Below are 19,077 nucleotides of genomic sequence, written 5' to 3' on the forward strand. Positions count from 1 at the left end.
GGCTGCTCCTCCTCGAGCGTGGTCGCCCCGGTCACCGGTCCCGGCGGGGGCGCTGCCGGGGACGATAGTGACGAAACGGGCGGGGGGCGACCACGCCGGGAGGGATCAGCGACGCGTCGGGCGCGCCTGCTCGGTGCTCACCTCGTACACGCGCAGCGTGTTGCTGACCTCGTGGGTGACCAGGACGAGCGGCCGGCCGGTGGGGCTGTCCGTCGCGCTGACCGACTCGAAGCCCTCCGGCGCCCGGTCGCCCTCGGCGTTGTTGGCGTCGAACGTGGAGTACTCGTACTCCACGAACGTCGGCGCGCTGGGCTGCGTCACGTCGAACACCATGATCCCGCCCTGCCGCTCCAGGCCGACCAGCGCGAGGGTCCGGCCGTCGGCCGTGACCGTGGTCAGGCCCTCGGGCTCGGGGCCCTTGTTGTCGCTGCGGTTGTCGGCGACCGGGGTGTCCTCGTTGTCGATGTTGAAGAAGCTCGGCACCAGCCGGGCGGACAGCTGCTCGATGGTGTCGCCGGAGTCCCAGACCAGCGCGCCGGCGGCGTCGCGCACGCTGAACGAGCGCGACCCGAAGGAGTAGACGCCCTCGGCCGGGTCACCGGTGTACGGGAACTCGGTGGTCAGGGTGAGCCGCTCCAGCGGGCCGTCGCCCACCAGGTCGTCGCCGCGGGACTCCTCGGCCAGGCAGTCGCCCCAGTCGCGGGCGTCGCCCTCGTTGGCCATCACCGTGAAGTCGCGGCCGCGCGAGGTGAACGACGCGATGCTGTCGGGCATGTACATGCCCCGCAGGCCCGGGTGGGTCCGGATGTCGATCGCCCCGTCCCGGTCGTTGGCGTCCAGGCCGTGGCCCTCCTGCGAGTGGTCGGCGTAGCCCAGCGGCACGACGTCGGTGACCTCGCCGCGACGCAGGTCGACCAGGGCCATGGCGTTGTTCTCCTGCAGGGTGACCCACGCGGTCCGACCGGTGCGGCCGACCGCGATGTACTCCGGCTCCAGGTCCTGCGCGACCGTGGCGCCGGGGCCGAAGACGCGCACGCCGTCGGCGCGCAGCGCGTCGGCGTCGAAGGCGTCGAAGCCCGCGGTGGTGACGTCGGCCTGGCTCAGCCGGCGCACCGGGCCGGTCATGTCGACCAGGCTGATGGACCCCTCCGGGTCCACGTAGGTCGGCTCAGGAGTGCTGGGGTCCTCGACGCAGTCCGGCTCGCCCTCGTTGGCGACCAGCAGCTGCCGGCCGGTCGGGGTGAACGTCACCATGTCGGGGTTGGCGCCCAGGGTCAGGGTGCGCTGCACGCGGCCGTCCAGGTCGGCCAGCACCAGGGTGCCGGGCTCGGTCTTGGGCTCGGCGATGACGCTGATCGCCGCGACGCCGCCGTGGATGTCGACGCTGCTGAGCGACCCGCCGTAGGCCGACAGGTCGAGCGTGCCGACGACGGTCGGGGCCAGCGGGTCGGCCAGGTCGACGAACGTCGCGCTCGCCGACGTGCCCGCGACGACGACCGCGCGGCGGGAGTCGGCGTCGAAGGCCGAGATCTCGGCGCCGTCGGGGATCGCGACGCCGCCGAGCGGGTCGAGCTGCAGCGACGGCAGGCCGCCGTCGCGGACGTCGACGGAGTACGACGCCCGTCGCTCGAGGATGCCGTCGGTCGCGACCAGGTCGACGACGACCGTGCCCTCGACCCCGGGGGTGGGGACCATCGAGGCGGTGCCCAGGGCGGCGCTGACCGCGTCCAGCGGGCCGCTGAGCGTCAGGGCCGCGGTGCCGTCACCGGTCACGGTCAGGTCGGCGGCCGCGGCCACGTCGAGGGTCCCGCCGGACACCGCGACGGTGACCGTCGGGTCAAGGAGCACGCCGTCGTCGCTCAGCGAGACCTCGAGGGCGACCGGGGTGTCGACGTCGGTGGTGCGCAGCACCGTGCCGTCGAAGCGGGGCGGCAGGTTGGTGGCGCCGTTGGGTGCGCCGGGGGTGATCAGGGCGCCGGGCGGGGTGTTCTCGGACGCCGAGGCGGAGAACACGATGCTCGACTGCTCGGGCGTGAACCCGATGCCGTCCAGGTCGCCGTTGTACCAGGAGCCCTGGTTGCCGAACGGGGTCGTGTCCCCCTCGATGCGCACGGCCACGTCGGGGGAGCCGGCGCTCTGCGTGAGCGTCTGCACGCCGGGCCCGTACAGCCGGTCGCCGGCGTCGCCGTCGATCCAGCCGAACGCGTCGACCAGGTCGGACTCGGCCAGGCCGTTGTCGAGCGCGCCGTCGTCGTCCAGGTCGTGGTCGGTGCCGACCACCGGGAGCACGCCGCGGACCAGGGCGAACGTGCCCTTGTTGGGGTCGACGACGTCGAGCGGGTCGGCGCCGGTGAGGTCCAGCACGTCGGCGCCGGCGGGCAGCGTGGGGCGGATGGCGGGGCCGGCCGCGACGACGATGCCGGTCGGGCCGACCGAGGTGACCGGCGACAGGTCCACCGCGGCGACGACCGTGCCGGGCTCGTCGTTCTGGTCACCCGACAGGAACACGACCGAGTACCCGGCCAGCGACGAGCCGGGCTCGGCCAGCACCTCGAGGAACTCCCAGCCGGAGTCCGGCCCGGGCGGGTTGACGCTGACCTCGTTAAGCAGCGGGGTGGTGGTGGCCGCGGCGCCCGCGGGCGGCTGGACGGCGACGATCGCGAGCGAGGCCAGGCACATGGTGGTCAGGGCGACGACGCCCTGGACCGGGAAGTCGGAGCCGAGGCGGCTCCGGGAGGGGGGGGTCGGGGGCACAGCAGGGCTCCTCGGATAGGCAGGGGATGGCCCGGAACCTAGGCAGCGCGGGTGGCCGGACGGCCTACGCGCGGTGAACGCCGGGGGAACGGTGGGGGGACCGGTGCTCAGTGCGCCTCGACGACCTCGCGCTCGCCGGGCACCCCCCGGTCGACGACGACCGCGGCGCCGCGCCGGGGACGCGTGAGGTAGGCCCCGAACACCACGGGCAGACCCTCGGCCCTCGTGCCGTCGGGACCGGTCATGGCCTGCAGGTGCACGTGCGGCTGTGTCGAGTTGCCGGAGTTGCCGCACGCGCCCAGCGGCTGACCGACCTCGACCTGGTCGCCCCGGTGCACCCGCAGCGAGCCGCGGCGCAGGTGGGCGAGCAGCACGTAGGCGTCTCGGTCCGCCAGCCGCAGGACGACGTGGTTGCCCGCCAGCCCGGCCGCACCGCCCCGGGCCGGCGACCGCTGCGTCACGGCGTAGGGGAGCAGGGTGAGCGGCGAGCGCCGGGCCTCGTGGTCCGGCTCGCCGTCGTGGACCCCGACCACCGTGCCCGCGACGGGGGCGAGGACGGGGACGCCGAAGCCGACGAAGCGGCCGGGCGGCTCCGTGCCCAGCCAGGTGCGACCGTCGCGGGTGGTGCCGCTGCGGCCCCGTGCGTCCACGGCGACGAAGTCGATGGCGTACGTGGTGGCGAACAGGTGCGTGCCGTGGCTCGGGACCCGCCGGGCGGGGCTGTTCTCCACGCGCCACGTGCCGGTGAACGGCAGCCGCAGCGCGACAGGCTCCGCTGCGGTCATCGACGCACCCCCTTGCCGGCTCCGACGGCCGAGGCTACGCCGGTGGGGCCGGGGGCAGGCGGTCCAGCAGGTGGCCCGGGCCGACGACCGTGACCCCGTCCGGCAGGCGGGCGCGCAGGCCCCGGTCGGCGGTGACCACGGTGCAGCCGGGCCCGTCACCGCTGCGTCCGGCCACCAGCCGCACGGCCTGCTCGACGACCTCGTCGTCCCCGGAACCCGGGGCGCGGACCAGGTGCAGGCCCGGTACGTCGCTCACCGCCCGGGCCCGGCCCTCCACGACGGCGACCACGGGCCCCAGGTCGGCCGCCGCGAGCCGGCCGAGCAGCCGCTGCGTCGCCCCCACCCGGTCGCGCCACCAGCCGTCCGGCCGGGACCCGACGACGTTGGCGACGTCGACGACCAGGACGTCCGGGGGCGTCGCGCCGGTCACCGGGTCGCCCCGTCCGCCTCGGCCTCGACCACCGCGCGGAGCTCGCCGAACAGCTGCGCCAGCGACGCAGGCGTGTGGTGCGCGTTGAGCCCGCTGGGGTTGGGCAGCACCCACACCCGCGACCCGCCCACCCGATCGTCCTGCCGGCCGAGGGCGGCGCGGGGCCGGCCGAAGGCCTGCCGGAAGGCCGTGACGCCCAGCACCGCCAGCCTGGCCGGCCGGTACGTCTCGACCTCGCCCGTCAGTCGGGCCGCGCCCTCGTGCAGCTCGGCGGTGGACAGCTCGGCCGCGCGGGCCGAGGCCCGGGTGGCGACGTTGGTGATGCCCAGGCCCAGGTCGAGCAGCTGCGCCTGCTCGGCGGGGGCCAGCTGCCGGTCGGTGAACCCGGACCGGTGCAGCGCGGGCCAGAACCGGTTGCCCGGCCGGGCGAAGTGGTGCCCGGTCCACGCCGTGTACAGCCCCGGGTTGATGCCGCAGAACAGCACCCGCAGCCCGGGGGCGAGCAGGGCGGGGACGGTCCGGTCCGCCGCGCCCAGCAGCTGCGCGCGGTCCGGCCCGCGCGGACGTCCACGGTCGGCCACGGCCCCAGCATGCCTGCTGCAGGGGGCCGTGAGCCTCAGCCGGTGACGACGGCCGCCGCCACCAGGACGCCCCACGTCGCCACGCAGCCCAGGCCCAGCAGCAGCCGCTGCCGGCGCGAGGGGGAGGCGGGCACGGTGGTCACGGTGAGCAGCACCAGGGCCAGCACGGCCACCAGCACGGGCACCGGTGCGCCGCCCCGGCCCGCGGCGTCGCCGATGGTCGACCAGGCCGCCACCAGCGCCGGGAACGGGGCCGGGTCGACGCCGAACCGCCAGTCCAGGTAGGTCCAGCCCAGCACCGCCGCCGCCGTGGGGAACAGCAGCACCAGCGACGTGGCCGTCGCGGCCCGGGACCGGTCGCGCAGCCGCCCCGGGGTCAGCAGCGGTGCCGCCAGCCCCAGCAGCAGCACGAGCGGCAGGACGGCGGGGTCGACGACCAGGGCGGCGGCGAGCAGCAGGCCGGCCACGAAGCCGCCGTGGGTGTCACCGCTGCCGGCGAAGCGCAGCACGCCGTCCAGGGCCACGACCAGCAGGCAGGCGGCCACGACGGTCGCGGGGGAGGCCAGCAGGTCGAGCACGGCCCCCGCGGCGGCCGAGACCGTCAGCACCAGGGCCACGACCAGCCACGCCGGCAGCGACCGGCGGACCAGCCGCTCGGCCACCGCGTGGACCGCGGCCCCGCCGGCCAGGGCGGCGCCGAGGTGCAGCGCCAGCACCCACGGGTCCGCAGGCGGACCGGCCGCGTCGGGGCGCGGCAGGTGCAGGTGCAGCACGGCCAGCAGCGCGGGGACCGACAGCAGCAGGCGCGTCCGGCGGCGCCCCGCAGGGGTCGCGGGCCAGCGCGGGGCGGGGGCCGTCCCGTCGAACCGGTCGAGGTCTCGGTCGAGGTCTCGGTCGCGGTCGAGGTCGCGGTCGCGGCCCTGGTCCGGCGAAGGCGGGCCGACCAGCGGCGCGGCCGTGCGGGGGGCGGGGACGTGACCGCCGGTCGCCCGGAGGGCGCTCACGGCTGCACCGGCACGTCGGACAGGCCGTGGTCGGTCTTCTCCCAGTAGTGCGGCCGGGTGATGAGCTGCCACAGCCCCTTGTAGGCCGCCACCGAGTGCAGCAACCAGTAGACCGGGTTGAGGATGGCCCACGGCACCAGGCCGTACCGCCGCCGCCGGAACGCGCCCATCATCGACACGTAGATCATCAGCGAGTTGCCCAGCAGCAGGTTGACCACGGCCGCCCACAGCACCCACCCGGGGAACAGCTCGCCGAGCCACGACGACGGCACCAGGAGCGAGAACAGGAAGGCCGCGTACAGCGGCGGTGCGAACAGGAAGCTGAGCGGCGTGCCGCCGACCAGGACGGCGAAGCCCAGGGTGGGCACGAGGCCGGCCTCGGCCACCAGGGTCCGGGGTCGTCGCAGGTGCACCAGCGTGGTCTGCATGTAGCCCTTGATCCAGCGGGACCGCTGCCGCACCCAGTTGCCGTACGCGCGGTTGGCCTCCTCGAACGTCGTCGAGTTGACCACCCCGACCGACAGGCCCGCGGCGGAGGCGCGGATGCCGAGGTCCGCGTCCTCGGTCACGTTGTAGGGGTCCCAGCCGCCCAGGCGGCGCAGCACGTCGGTGCGGAAGTGGTTGCTCGTGCCCCCCAGCGGGATGGGCAGCCGCAGCGCGTCCAGGCCCGGCAGCATGTAGTCGAACCAGAACGAGTACTCCAGCGTGAACATGCGGGTCAGGAAGTTCTCGTCCGCGTTCCAGTAGTTGAGCGCGGCCTGGACGCAGACCAGCGTGTCGTCGCCGGCCTCGCGCGCCCGGCGGAACGCCACCACGGACTTCTTGAGCTGGTCCCGGTCCGGGACGTCCTCCGCGTCGTAGATCACCAGCAGGTCGCCGCGGGCGAAGAACAGGCCCACGTTGCAGGCGCGCGGCTTGGTCTGCGGGCCCCCGGGCGGCACCGTGACGAAGGTGACCGTCTCCGGGGCCCCGGCCGCCATCGCCGCGTCGCGGGTCTCGTCGTCGCCCTCCTCCAGCAGCAGCAGGATCTCCAGCTTGTCCTTCGGGTAGTCGAGGTCGCCCAGGTTGCGCACCAGGTTGCCGACGATGTTGGCCTCCCGGAACACCGGGACCAGCACCGTGTAGACGGGCAGCTCGTCGTCGGCCAGGGCAGCGACCTCGTCGTCGGTGACGACCTGCTCCTGCTCGCGGCGCGCCCCCTGCAGCGACACGACGAACTTGAACGCCACCGCCAGCAGGTAGCCCGCGCCGACCACGGTGGAGGCGGCGACGAGCACCTCGAACGGCCGCAGTACGACCGCGACGAGCAGCAGCACCGCGACCACGACCCCGACCACCTGCTGCGGGCGGGACAGCACCGACCGGGCGGACTGCACGGGGGAGCGACGCCACAGCCCGTTGGCGGCGTCGTCGACGATGCCGTCGCGGAACACGGTGGTCAGGCCCTTGGCGATGTCCCAGGACGTCGTCACCGCGAAGTCGACCGGTGCGCCCAGCGCCGTCTCGACGCGCTCGCGCAGGGCGTCGTCGGGCAGGTCGGTGACCGCCACCCGGACCCTGCCGTCGGCCGCCCGGTCCACCGGCAGCCAGCCCTGCGACCGCAGCTGCTCGTGGTGCAGGCCGGTGACCAGGGCGGGGTCCAAGGTCGTGCCGGGCACGTCGACGAACGGCAGGTCCCAGGCCTCGGCCAGGGCGGTGTACAGGTCGATCCGCCGCACCAGGCCCGAGGACACGAGCACGTCGCCGAGCCGGGAGCCCGTGCGCGCGTGGGCCTCCAGGGCCCAGGCGAGCTCGGCGTCGGTGAGCAGGCCGCGCTCGCGCAGCACGGCGCCCAGAGGGCGGACGGCCGCGGCGCCCGGCGGGCTCCCCGCCCCCTCGCGCGGGCGCACGAGGGCGGGCACGACCGAGGTCGTCGGGTCTGCCGGCACGTGTGGCTCCTCCGTGGGTCGTCCAGGACGTCCCTGAGGTGTCGGCGCGTCCGGCCGGGCAGCACATGGGCCGAACGGACGGTGTCCGGACCGATTGACCTACGGTGTCGTAACTTACGCGACCGTAGGTTATGGTCGTCCGGTGCCGCTGCTCCCCACCCTCCTCCGTGCCGACGCCACGGGACCCGCACCCGTCCGCCGCCACCCCGGGGTGCTCACGGGTCTGGGCCGGCTGGCCGCCGCGGCCGTCACGCCGCTCGTGCCCGGTGACTACCTCGACCTGTTCGCGCCGCTGCGCGCCGGGGCCCCGCTGCGGGCCAAGGTCGTCGCCGTCCGCTCGGAGACGTCGGAGGCGACGACCCTGCTGCTGCGACCCGGGCGGGACTGGGCCGGCCACGTGCCCGGCCAGTACGTCCGGCTCGGTGTCGACGTCGACGGCGTCCGCCGCTGGCGCGCCTACTCGCTGACCTCGCTGGTCGACGCGCCCGACGGTCTGGTCGCGGTCACGGTCAAGGCCATCCCCGACGGGGTCGTCAGCGGCCACGTCGCCCGCCGGCTGCGGCCCGGGGCGCTGCTGCACCTGGACCAGGCCACCGGTGACTTCACCCTGGGGGTGCACCGCGGGCCGACGCTGTTCGTCACGGCGGGCTCCGGCATCACCCCCGTCATGGGCATGCTGCGCAACCACCTGCACGAGCTCGACGACGTCGTCCTGGTGCACTCCGCGCCGCGTCGCGAGGACGTCGTCTTCGGGGCCGAGCTGCGCGGCTGGGCGGCCGAGGGTCGGCTGCGCCTGGTGGAGCGGCACACCTCCGTCGACGGCCTGCTCGGGGTCGAGGCCCTGACCACGCTGGTGCCCGACTGGCGCGAGCGGCACACCTGGGCCTGCGGGCCGACCGCCATGCTCGACGACGTCGAGGCCCACTGGGCCGCCGCCGGGGTGGCCGAGCGCATGCACACCGAGCGGTTCCGCCCCACGGTCGTCGCCACCGGCGAGGGCGGCACCGTCACCTTCGCGGCCAGCGGCACTGTCGTGCAGGCCGACGGCGCCACGACGCTGCTGGACGCGGGCGAGGACGCCGGCGTGCTCATGCCGTCGGGCTGCCGGATGGGCATCTGCTTCGGCTGCGTCGTCGGTCTGCGCTCCGGCACGGTCCGCGACCTGCGCTCCGGCGAGCCGACCACCGCCGTCCCCGAGGACGGCATCCGCATCCAGACCTGCGTCTCGGCCGCGGCCGGTCCCTGCGAGATCGACCTGTAGGCCCGCCCCGATCCGAGCTCGCCCCCGCACGCCCCCAGACCTCTAGCTCCAGGAGTCCCCATGGCCACCAGCACCCGGCTGTCCACCGTGACCACCGAGCGCACGCTCACGCCCAAGCGCTCCGGCAAGCCCGACCCCACCGCGCACCTGGACGCCCAGCAGGTCGAGGCGCTGGGCCGCGAGCTCGACGCGCTCCGCAAGGAGGTCTTCGACTCGCGCGACGAGCACGACGCCGCCTACATCCGACGCGTCATCACAGTCCAGCGCAGCCTCGAGCTGGGCAGCCGGGCCGTGCTGCTGTTCTCCCTGTTCCCGCCCGCCTGGTTCGTCGGCACGGCCGGGCTGAGCGTGGCCAAGATCCTCGAGAACATGGAGATCGGCCACAACGTCATGCACGGGCAGTGGGACTGGATGCGCGACCCGAAGATCCACTCCACCGCCTACGAGTGGGACCACGCGTCGCCGTCGGAGCTGTGGAAGCACAGCCACAACGAGCTGCACCACACCTTCACCAACGTGCTGGGCCGCGACAACGACCTGGGCTACGGGATCATGCGGGTCGACGAGGACCAGCGCTGGTACCCCGCCTACGTCATGCAGCCGGTGTGGAACTTCTTCAACGCCTGCTTCTTCGAGTACGGCATCGCCGCCTACGACCTCGAGCTGGGCAAGCGGATCAACCAGGGCACCCTCGACGACCCGGAGTTCCGCGCGGACGTCCGCAAGGTGCTGGCCAAGATCCGCCGCCAGATGACCAAGGACTACCTGGTCCACCCCGCCCTGTCCGGCCCGTCGTTCCTGCACACCCTGGCCGCCAACGCCGTGGCCAACCTGGTCCGCAACGTGTGGACCCACTCGGTGATCATGTGCGGGCACTTCCCCGAGGGCGTCGAGACCTTCGCCAAGGACTCCATCGACGGCGAGACCCGCGGCGAGTGGTACCTGCGCCAGATGATGGGCTCGGCCAACATCCGCGGCTCCAAGGCCATGCACGTCATGACCGGCAACCTGAGCCACCAGATCGAGCACCACCTGTTCCCGGACATGCCCAGCAACCGCTACGCCCAGATCGCCCCCCGGATCCAGGACATCTGCGCGCGCTACGGCATCAGCTACACGACCGGCACGCTGCCGCAGCAGGTCGCGTCCGCCTGGCGCCAGGTCGTCAAGCTGTCGCTGCCGGACGACCACACCGCGGCGCAGACCGCGGCGCTGCTCGCGCGCGGCGCGGCCACGGGCGTCCGGCGCCGGGTCGGTGCGCTGCTGCGGTCCCGCCGGGCCGCGGCCGGGACCCCGGTTGCCGGCCCCACCGTCCGCCCGCTGCCGGTGGCGGCCTGACCGTCGTCCACCGCCCGCGCGGGCTCCCGGCCCGGTCGGCGCCGCTGCTGCTGGGTGCGGTCGTGCTGGGCGCGGTCGTGCTGGCGGGGTGCGGTGGTCCCGGGGTGCCCGCGGGGTGGACCGAGCAGGAGGTCGGCGGGGTCACCGTCGCCCACCCCGAGGACTGGGTCCCACTCCCCGAGGCGGCCCTCGGTTCCGGCGAGCTCTGGCGGGTCGGCCTGCAGGACGCGCCCACCGACGCCGAGGCCACGGTGCAGCTGCTGGTCGGCCCGGACCTGGGCGAGCACCGGTACGCGGCGGAGGCCATGGGGGTGCTGTCCGCCGGTGCCGTGATCGGCCTGCCGTTCGAGGACTGGCGCAGCGAGGGCCGCTCCGAGCTGGACGTGCCGGGCGCGACGAGCGCGGAGCGGTGGGACTTCTCCTACGAGGGCGACCCCGGAGGTGGGCGGGTCGAGGGGGTCTGGGTCGTCGTGGCCGACGTCGAGGACCGGCGCACCGGCGGCATCCAGCTGACCGGGGACCCGCTGGACCCCGAGGTGGTCGCCGACGTGGTCGACAGCCTGCGCTTCCGGGGAACGTCGTAGCCTCCTGCTCGTGACGGTGCACTGGACGGAGGCGATCGACGACGACGCCATCCGTGCCGTCGTCGGGGAGGCCACCTTCGACCGGGGGGAGGCCTACGCCCGCGAGGGCCGGGTCCAGCGGGTCAGCGGGACGGGGGGCGGGGCCCTGCTCGGCGAGGTCCGCGGCAGCGGGCGGGGCACGTACTCCACGCTGGTCACCCCCACCAAGGCGGCCTCGGCGCGGCGGCCGTGGACGGGGCGCTGCTCCTGCCCGGTGGGCGCGGACTGCAAGCACGCGGTCGCGGTCCTGATCGCGGCCCGGGCCGTGTCGCCGGGCACCCCGCCCGGGCAGCCGCCCGCGGGGCCGGGCTGGGAGGACCGGATCGGACGGCTGGTCCGCTCCGTCGCCGAGCCCGAGGACGAGCCCCAGGGGGCGCCGCTGGCCCTGCAGCTCGAGGTGGTGGACCCGGCCCCGGGGCTGCGGGTGCTGGGTCGCTCGCCCGACGCCCCCGCCCCGCCGCGGCGCCGGGTGCTGCTGCGCCCGGTCGTGCAGGGCGTGCGCGGGGCGTGGGTGCGCGGCGGCGCGTCCTGGCGCGAGCTCGAGCACGGCTTCTCCGCCTACGGCCGTCCGGTGCCGGACCCACGGCACCGCGAGGCGCTGCTGGAGCTGTTCGGCCTGCACCAGGCGCGGGCCCGCAGCCGCTACGGCGTCAGCGGGGAGCCGGCCGTGCACCTGGACGAGGTCGGGCCGTCGGCGTGGCAGGTGCTGCTGCGCCTGCTGGACGCCGGTGTGCAGCTGCTCACCACCGACGGCGAGGGCGACGTCGTGGTCGCCGACGCGCCCGGGGCGGCGGCGGTGGACCTGCGCCGCGACGACCCCGACGGTGACGCGACGCTCGAGGCCGTGCTGACCCTGGCCGGCGACCGGTTCACCGCCGACTCCGTCTGCGTGGTGGGCTCGCCGGCGCACGGCTACGTCGTCGAGGTCCCGTCGGGGTCGTCGGGGGCCCGTGGTGCGGCCCGACGCGTCGGCCCCGGGGCGGAGTCGCTGCTGGTCGACAGCCTGCTGCCGGCCGGCGGCCTGCTCCTGGTCGGCCTGGACGCCCCGGCCACCCCCCAGCTGTCGCAGATGCTGCACGAGGGGCACCGCCTCGACATCCCCGCCGCCGACCTGCCCCGGTTCCTGCGGGAGTACTACCCGGGCCTGCGCCAGGTCCTGCCGGTCACGTCCTCGGACGACTCGGTGCCGCTGCCGCAGGTGCAGCCGCCCACGCTGGTCCTCGCCCTGACCTACCTGGACGGGCACCGGCTCGCCCTGTCGTGGCAGTTCGACTACCGGGTGGGCGAGGAGTCCGTGCGCGTCCCGCTGGGGGCGGACGCCGGTACCGGTCCGGTCCGCGACCGGGTCGGCGAGAACGAGGTCCTGGCGGCCCTGACCTTCCCCGACCGCCTCGACGAGCCGGACCGGGCGCAGCTGCCCCAGCTGTGGACCGAGGTCGGCGGCGACCGGCTGCTGGTGCCGCGGCTGACCCTGGCCGGCCTGGACACCGTGGCGTTCACCAACGAGGTGCTGCCAGTGCTGCGCGACGGCGAGGCCGCCGGCGAGCTGGCGCTGGAGGTGTCCGGGACACCGACGGACTACCGCTACACCGAGGTCACGCCCGTCATCGAGCTGCGCACCACCGAGTCCGGCGAGCGCGACTGGTTCGACCTGGGGGTGACGGTGTCCGTCGACGGCGAGGACATCCCGTTCGAGCCGCTGTTCGTCGCGCTGGCCAACGGCGAGACCCACCTGGTGCTGGACAGCGGGACCTGGTTCAGCATCGACCGGCCGGAGCTGGAGCAGCTGCGCGTGCTCATCGACGAGGCCCGCGGCCTGCAGGACAAGGACTCCGGAGGCCTGCGGATCAGCGCCTACCAGGCCGACCTGTGGGACGAGCTCACCCAGCTGGGCGTCGTGCAGGAGCAGAGCGCCCGCTGGACCCGGGCCGTGCAGGGGCTGCTGGACGTCAGCGCGGTGCCCGAGGTCGAGGTGCCGCAGGGCCTGGACGCGAACCTGCGCCCGTACCAGCTGGACGGGTACCAGTGGCTGGCGTTCCTGCAGGAGCACGAGCTGGGCGGCGTGCTGGCCGACGACATGGGCCTGGGCAAGACCGTGCAGGCCCTGGCCATGGTGCTGCGCGCCGTCGAGCGGGGGGAGCGCTCGCCGTTCCTCGTCGTCGCGCCCACGTCGGTGGTGCCCAACTGGGTCCACGAGGCCGCCCGGTTCGCGCCCGGGCTGGTGGTGCGCGAGGTCAGCCGAACGACGGCCAAGTCGGGGGTGCCGCTCACCGAGCTCGCCGACGGCGCGCACGTCGTGGTCACCTCCTACGCGCTGTTCCGCCTCGACAACGACTCCTACGAGGCGCTGGAGTGGGCCGGCCTGCTGCTGGACGAGGCCCAGTTCGTCAAGAACCACCAGGGCCGCACCCACGTCTGCGCCCGGCGGCTGCGGGCGCCGTTCAAGCTCGCCATCACCGGCACGCCGCTGGAGAACAACCTGATGGAGCTGTGGTCGCTGCTGTCGATCGTGGCGCCTGGGCTCTACCCCAACCCCAAGCGCTTCGCCCAGCAGTACGCCACCCCGATCGGCAAGGGCGACACCGAGGCGCTGGCCCGGCTGCGCCGGCGGGTCCGCCCGCTGATGCGACGGCGGACCAAGGAGCAGGTCGCCACCGAGCTGCCGCCCAAGGTCGAGCAGGTGCTCGAGGTCACCCTCAACGCCAAGCACCGCCGGATCTACCAGACCCACCTGCAGCGAGAGAGGCAGAAGGTGCTGCGCCTGATCGACGAACCCGACCGCAACCGGTTCGCCATCCTGCGCTCCATCACCCTGCTGCGCCGGCTCTGCCTGGACCCGGCGCTGGTGGACGAGACCTACGCCGGGGTGGCGGCCAGCAAGGTCGACGTGCTGGCCGAACGGCTGCACGAGGTGATCGAGGAGGGGCACCGGGCGCTGGTGTTCAGCCAGTTCACCGGGTTCCTCGCCTCGGTGCGCGCCCGGCTGGAGGCCGACGGCATCGCCTACTCCTACCTGGACGGCAGCACCCGGGACCGGTCCCGGCGGCTGGAGGCGTTCCGGGCCGGCGACGACCCGGTGTTCCTGATCAGCCTCAAGGCCGGCGGCGTCGGGCTGAACCTGACCGAGGCCGACTACTGCTTCATCCTCGACCCCTGGTGGAACCCGGCCGTGGAGGCCCAGGCCGTCGACCGCACCCACCGGATCGGCCAGGGCAAGACCGTGATGGTCTACCGGCTCGTGGCCACCGACACCATCGAGGACAAGGTGATGCAGCTCAAGGAGCGCAAGCTCGAGCTGTTCAGCTCGGTGATGGACGACGGCGGCGCGCTCGGCGGCGCCCTGACCGGCGAGGACATCGCCGGCCTGCTCGAGCCCTAGCCGGTGTGCGGTGCACCGACCAGCGACACAGGAGGCGGCGTCGGTGGGGTTGTGCCGACGAGGCCGCGTGTCGTGTCGCTGGTCGGTACGGCGCCTTCCACGCGGTGCCGCCGGTGCTGTCTTCGGCTGCCGTCGCTGCTAGACAGGCGGGGACCGGAGACCGGCGCGCCGAGACCGAGGAGCCCAGATGACCACACGCCCCGAGCCGGACCCCGTGGCGACCTCCGACGGCAGCGGCGGCCCCGCGAGCAGCGGCGGCGAGGGGGTCGTCGCCCGCAGCAGCGGGCGGCTGCGGCGGAGGTGGGCCGCGGGGCAGCCGGCGGTGGGGGTGTGGAGCATGCTCGCCGACCCGTTCGTCGCGGAGCTGCTCGGCGCGTGCGACGCGGACTACGTGGTGCTGGACCTGCAGCACGGGGCCGCGACCTGGGCCGACCTGCCGATGCTGTGCCAGGCCATGCGGGCCGCGGGCCGGGCCCCGCTGGTGCGGGTCCCCTGGAACGAGCCGGTGCACGTCATGCGGGCCCTGGACTGCGGCGCGGCGGGGGTGGTGGTGCCGCTGGTCGACAGCGCCGAGGACGCCCGCAGCGCGGTGCGGGCGTGCGCCTTCCCGCCGGCGGGGGAGCGCAGCTGGGGGCCGATGTGGGGCGACGTGCGCGCCGACGGTGCGCTGCCGCCGGCCCAGCAGGACGCCGACGTGCTGTGCGTCGTCATGGTCGAGACCCGGGCCGGGGTGGACGCCGTGGCCGAGATCGCCGCGGTACCCGGGGTGGACGCCGTGTACGTCGGCCCCAACGACCTCGCGCTGGGCTGCGGCCACGGCCGGGCGACCTACCGGGACTCCGCCGCGGTGGACGCGCTGCTGCAGCAGGTCCTCGACGCCTGCCGCTCCGCCGGGACGGTCGCGGGGCTGCACTGCTCCGACACCGAGATGGCCGCCCACTGGGCCGGCCGGGGCTACGGCATGGTGACGACGGCCACCGACACCACGGTGCTGCGCCACGGGCTGGACGCGGCCTTCGCGGAGGTGGCCGGGCGGTTCGACCGCTGACCGGGTGGCCGGGCCGCCGACGACGGTCCACGGGGACGTCGTGCCCGGACGGTCGCGAACGGGGGTTCCCCCGACGCGCCGGGCCGGGTTGACTGGTCCGCGGGCCCGGTCCGGGGGGCCCTGACCGTCAGGGAGGTGGCCGTGACGCAGCAGCCGGAGCCGGCCCGAGCGACCGCGCCGACCGCGCTGGCGGAGCGGGCCGTGGCCCCCGACCTGGCCCGGGGGGCGATGCTCCTGCTCATCGCGCTGGCCAACGCGCACCTGTTCCTGCACGGGCACCCGGTGGGGGTGCGTGGCTACCCCGCCGACGGTTCGACCGCCGACCGCGTCGTCGCGTGGGTGCTCCTGACGTTCGTCGACGGTCGGGCCTACCCGCTGTTCGGGCTCCTGTTCGGCTACGGCATGGTGCAGCTGGCCCGGCGGCTCGAGCGCACGGGGACCACGGTCACGGCGACGAAGGCCCTGCTGCGTCGGCGGGGCCGCTGGCTCCTGCTCCTCGGGCTGCTGCACGCGACGCTGCTGTTCAACGGTGACGTCGTGGGCGCGTACGGCCTGCTGGGCATCCTGTTCGCAGGGGCCGTGCTGTCCGACGACCGGCGCCTGCTCGTGTCCGCCGGGGTCTGGCTGGTCCCGGTCGCCCTGCTCGGCCTGGCCATGGGCGCCCCGACGGGGCCCGACGTCACGGCGTTCTTCCCGTCCATGGGCACGACCGACCCGCTGGCGGCCGCCGGGTGGCGGGTCGTGGAGTGGGTCGGTCTGACGCTGTTCTACGTCCTGACCCTGGCGGCGGCGGTGCTCGGCGGGGCCTGGGCGGCCCGCCGGGGGCTGCTCACCCGGCCCGAGCAGCACGTCCGGTCGTTGCGGACCGGTGCGGTGCTGGGCCTGGGCGTGGCCGCCGCGGGCGCCCAGCCGCTGGCGCTGATGGCCACGCAGGTCTGGAGCGAGCCGACGGTCCTGGGCCTGCTGCTCGCGGCGTCCCTGCACCTGGTCAGCGGGTACGCCGGGGGCGTGGGCTACGCCTGCGTGGCGGGCCTCGTCGTGGTCGTCCTCCGTGGACGGCGGGGTGTGGTGGTGGAGGCGCTGGTCGCCACCGGCCAGCGGTCCCTGACCTGCTACCTGGCGCAGTCGGTCGTCTTCGTCTCGCTGCTGGCGTCCTACGGCGGCGGCCTGGGCGACGAGCTCGGCGTCGCCACGGTGTCGGTGGTCGCGGTGCTGACGTGGCTGGCCACCGTGGTGATGGCCGTCCTGCTGGCCAGGGCCGGCGCCCGGGGCCCGTTCGAACGGCTGCTGCGACGGCTGACCTACGGGCCGCGACCGGCCGTCCGGGCCACCCCGTACCCGGAATAGACGCGGGGTCGCGACGGCTGGAACGTGCAGCGCGGTCGCACCGGCCGCGTCCACCAGAAGGGCCCCGATGCGACTCCCCATCTCCGTTCTCGACCTCGCCCCCATCGGTCGCGACCAGACCCCGACCGACAGCATCGCCGCGAGCGTCGCCCTGGCCCAGGCGGCCGAGGAGCACGGCTACCGCCGCGTCTGGTACGCCGAGCACCACAACATGCCCAGCATCGCGAGCTCGGCCACGAGCGTGCTGATCGCCCACGTCGGCGCGCACACCCGCGAGATCCGCCTCGGGGCCGGCGGCGTCATGCTGCCCAACCACGCGCCGCTGACCATCGCCGAGCAGTTCGGCACGCTGGAGGCGATGTACCCCGGTCGGATCGACCTGGGGCTCGGGCGGGCACCGGGATCGGACCAGAACACGATGTACGCGCTGCGCCGCGACCCGGCCAGCTCGAACGCGTTCCCGCAGGACGTGCTGGAGCTGCAGGGGTACCTGAACGGGCAGACCCGCGTCCCCGGGGTCGACGCGGTCCCGGGCAAGGGTTCGGGCGTGCCGCTGTACGTGCTGGGCTCGTCGATGTTCGGTGCCCAGCTGGCCGCCGCGCTCGGCCTGCCCTACGCCTTCGCCTCGCACTTCGCGCCGACCATGCTGACCGAGGCCGTCGCCGCCTACCGCCGCGAGTTCCGGCCCTCGGCCCAGCTCGACTCGCCCTACGTGATCGCGGCGGTCAACGTGATCGCCGCCGACACCGCCGAGGCCGCCGGCGAGCACCGCCAGGCCGCCCGCCGCGCCCGGGTGCAGGCCCTGCTGGGCCGCGGTCGCACGTTCACCGACGCCGAGGCCGACGCCCTGCTCGACACCCCCGGCGGGCGGCAGGTCGACCAGATGTTCAGCTACGCCGCGGTCGGCACCCCGCGTGACGTGCGTGACTACCTGGACCGCTTCGTCGAGCACGCCGACGCCGACGAGCTCATCGTCGCCCACCAGCCCACGACGACCGAGGCGCGGCTGCGCTCGGTCGCGCTCCTGGCCGAGGCGATGACCGCGGTCGCCGTGTGAGCGAGTCCCCGGCGGGTGTACCGCTGCTCGTCGCGGGGTACACCGACCAGGTGCAGCAGGACGGTCCGGGGGGTGGTGGCTCCGACGTGGAGCGGTCGCTGATGGCCGAGGCGGACGCGGGGCCCAGGCTGCTGGCGTCGGAGGCGCTGCGGCTGCGGCAGGTGGTGCGCCGGCTGTCCGCCGGGCACGCCCTGGTGCTGCTGCGGCTGGACCAGGTCGTGGCCTTCGACGCGGCCGGCCTGGGCCTGCTGCTGGGCCTGCACCGGCTGGCCCGGCTCAACGGCGCCGGCCTGGTCCTGGTCCGCCCGACCCCGCGGCTGATGGCGGCGCTGCGACGCCGGGGGCTGCACCGGGTCCTCGTGGTCGACGGCTCGGCCCCCGACGTGCGCTGACGGGCAAGGGGCGCGGGGAACGGGCACCGGGCGCCGGGCACGTCGGGCAGCCCGCTGCGAGGATGGCCCGACGGCACCGTCCGACCCGGGGCGGGCCGCGAGGAGGCGGCACGATGGTCCACGCACTGCGGTTCGGGTACAAGGCGTCGGCGGAGCAGTTCGCGCCGCTGGAGCTGATCGACTACTCGGTGATGGCCGAGCGCGCCGGGTTCGACTCGGTGTTCGTCAGCGACCACCTGCAACCCTGGCGCCACACCGGTGGTCACGCCCCGGCCGCGCTGCCGTGGCTGGGCAACCTGCTGGCCCGCACGGAGCGCGTGGCCGTCGGGACCAGCGTCCTGACCCCGACGTTCCGCTACCACCCGGGCGTCGTCGCCCACGCGTTCGCCACCCTGGGCTGCCTCGCGCCGGGCCGCGTGATCCTGGGCATCGGGTCCGGGGAGGCCCTGAACGAGGCCCCGCTGGGGATCGGCTGGCCCGACGGCAAGGAGCGCTTCGCCCGGTTCAAGGAGGCCATCCAGCTGATCCAGGCGCTGTGGGCCGGCGAGCGGGTCACCTTCGAGGGGACCCACTACCGGACCGACGCCGCGACCATCTACGACCGGCCGGACGAACCGGTCCCGCTGTACGTCGCCGCCTCCGGCCCGGCCGCGACCAGGCTGGCCGGGCGGCTGGGCGACGGCTTCATCACGACGTCGGGCAAGGGCCGGGAGCTGTACACCGACACGCTGCTGCCGGCGCTGGCGGAGGGGGCGGGCAAGGCGGGCCGCACCGTGACGGACATGGACCTGATGATCGAGGTCAAGGTGTCCTTCGACACCGACCGCGAGGCCGCCCTGCAGGCGACCACCCACTGGGGCGCGCTGGCGCTGTCCAGCGAGGAGAAGACCAGCGTCGAGGACCCGATGGAGATGGAGCGCCTGGCCGACGCGCTGCCCGTCGAGCGGACGGCGAGGCGCTGGATCGTCTCCGACGACCCGGAGGAGCACGTGGAGCGGATCTGGGAGTACGTGGGCATGGGCTTCACGCACCTGGTGTTCCACGCCCCCGGCCCGGACCAGGCCCGGTTCATCCGCCAGTACGAGGAGCTCGTCCTGCCCCGGCTGCGCGAGCGCGCCGTCCGGCACGGCTGACCGGCCGGGGACGACCC

15 protein-coding genes are annotated in these 19,077 nt (G+C 74.9%); 9 read left to right on the forward strand and 6 right to left on the reverse strand.

Annotated features, from left to right (window positions below):
- Nucleotides 1-105 precede the first annotated feature (105 nt).
- The 6 genes from SJY06_RS04845 to SJY06_RS04870 all read right to left on the reverse strand — a co-directional run bounded on the left by SJY06_RS04845 (nucleotide 106) and on the right by SJY06_RS04870 (nucleotide 7,482).
- The gene (locus SJY06_RS04845) at nucleotides 106-2,754 is read right to left on the reverse strand and encodes a choice-of-anchor I family protein (protein ID WP_380165184.1); all 2,649 of its coding nucleotides are present in this window, start codon (nucleotides 2,752-2,754) and stop codon (nucleotides 106-108) included.
- Between the two features lie 107 nt (nucleotides 2,755-2,861).
- Nucleotides 2,862-3,539 (reverse strand): M23 family metallopeptidase, encoded by a 678-nt coding sequence (locus SJY06_RS04850; RefSeq protein ID WP_380165186.1) that lies wholly within the window; start codon nucleotides 3,537-3,539, stop codon nucleotides 2,862-2,864.
- A gap of 34 nt (nucleotides 3,540-3,573) precedes the next feature.
- Nucleotides 3,574-3,969 carry a hypothetical protein gene (locus SJY06_RS04855; protein ID WP_380165188.1) on the reverse strand — a complete coding sequence of 132 codons (396 nt, stop codon included), beginning with the start codon at nucleotides 3,967-3,969 and terminating at the stop codon, nucleotides 3,574-3,576.
- Nucleotides 3,966-4,550, reverse strand: a complete 585-nt coding sequence (gene mug, locus SJY06_RS04860) for a G/U mismatch-specific DNA glycosylase (protein WP_380165190.1) — start codon at nucleotides 4,548-4,550, stop codon at nucleotides 3,966-3,968. The genes SJY06_RS04855 and mug overlap by 4 nt, the downstream gene beginning before the upstream one ends.
- A 35-nt stretch (nucleotides 4,551-4,585) precedes the next feature.
- Nucleotides 4,586-5,554, reverse strand: coding sequence for a hypothetical protein (locus tag SJY06_RS04865; protein ID WP_380165192.1), 969 nt, complete (start codon nucleotides 5,552-5,554; stop codon nucleotides 4,586-4,588).
- Complete coding sequence (locus SJY06_RS04870) at nucleotides 5,551-7,482, reverse strand: glycosyltransferase (protein ID WP_380165194.1); 1,932 nt, start codon at nucleotides 7,480-7,482, stop codon at nucleotides 5,551-5,553. The genes SJY06_RS04865 and SJY06_RS04870 overlap by 4 nt, the downstream gene beginning before the upstream one ends.
- A gap of 142 nt (nucleotides 7,483-7,624) precedes the next feature.
- On the opposite strand from SJY06_RS04870, the gene SJY06_RS04875 reads away from it, so the two are divergent.
- The 9 genes from SJY06_RS04875 (at nucleotide 7,625) to fgd (ending at nucleotide 19,060) form a co-directional block, all read left to right on the forward strand.
- Entirely contained in the window at nucleotides 7,625-8,743 is a 1,119-nt protein-coding gene (locus SJY06_RS04875; protein ID WP_380165196.1) for a ferredoxin reductase, read from the forward strand.
- Nucleotides 8,744-8,803: 60 nt separating this feature from the next.
- Complete coding sequence (locus SJY06_RS04880; protein ID WP_380165198.1) at nucleotides 8,804-10,081, forward strand: fatty acid desaturase family protein; 1,278 nt, start codon at nucleotides 8,804-8,806, stop codon at nucleotides 10,079-10,081.
- Nucleotides 10,082-10,143: 62 nt separating this feature from the next.
- Nucleotides 10,144-10,665 (forward strand): hypothetical protein, encoded by a 522-nt coding sequence (locus tag SJY06_RS04885; RefSeq protein WP_380165200.1) that lies wholly within the window; start codon nucleotides 10,144-10,146, stop codon nucleotides 10,663-10,665.
- 10 nt (nucleotides 10,666-10,675) lie between these two features.
- Nucleotides 10,676-14,083, forward strand: a complete 3,408-nt coding sequence (locus SJY06_RS04890; RefSeq protein WP_380165202.1) for an SNF2-related protein — start codon at nucleotides 10,676-10,678, stop codon at nucleotides 14,081-14,083.
- A 187-nt stretch (nucleotides 14,084-14,270) separates the two neighbouring features.
- A complete protein-coding gene (locus tag SJY06_RS04895; RefSeq protein ID WP_380165204.1) occupies nucleotides 14,271-15,131 on the forward strand; it encodes an HpcH/HpaI aldolase/citrate lyase family protein in 861 nt (286 codons plus the stop codon).
- A gap of 141 nt (nucleotides 15,132-15,272) precedes the next feature.
- On the forward strand, nucleotides 15,273-16,478 hold the full coding sequence (locus SJY06_RS04900; RefSeq protein ID WP_380165206.1) for a DUF418 domain-containing protein: 1,206 nt from the start codon (nucleotides 15,273-15,275) through the stop codon (nucleotides 16,476-16,478).
- A 67-nt stretch (nucleotides 16,479-16,545) separates the two neighbouring features.
- On the forward strand, nucleotides 16,546-17,535 hold the full coding sequence (locus tag SJY06_RS04905) for an LLM class flavin-dependent oxidoreductase (protein ID WP_380165208.1): 990 nt from the start codon (nucleotides 16,546-16,548) through the stop codon (nucleotides 17,533-17,535).
- The gene (locus SJY06_RS04910) at nucleotides 17,532-17,927 is read left to right on the forward strand and encodes an STAS domain-containing protein (RefSeq protein ID WP_380165210.1); all 396 of its coding nucleotides are present in this window, start codon (nucleotides 17,532-17,534) and stop codon (nucleotides 17,925-17,927) included. The genes SJY06_RS04905 and SJY06_RS04910 overlap by 4 nt, the downstream gene beginning before the upstream one ends.
- A gap of 113 nt (nucleotides 17,928-18,040) precedes the next feature.
- Entirely contained in the window at nucleotides 18,041-19,060 is a 1,020-nt protein-coding gene (gene fgd / locus SJY06_RS04915) for a glucose-6-phosphate dehydrogenase (coenzyme-F420) (protein ID WP_380165212.1), read from the forward strand.
- Nucleotides 19,061-19,077 lie beyond the last annotated feature (17 nt).

It is taken from the genome of Jannaschia sp. R86511, from assembly GCF_042466345.1.
Taxonomy (GTDB): Bacteria; Actinomycetota; Actinomycetes; order Actinomycetales; family JBBAYJ01; genus Aquipuribacter.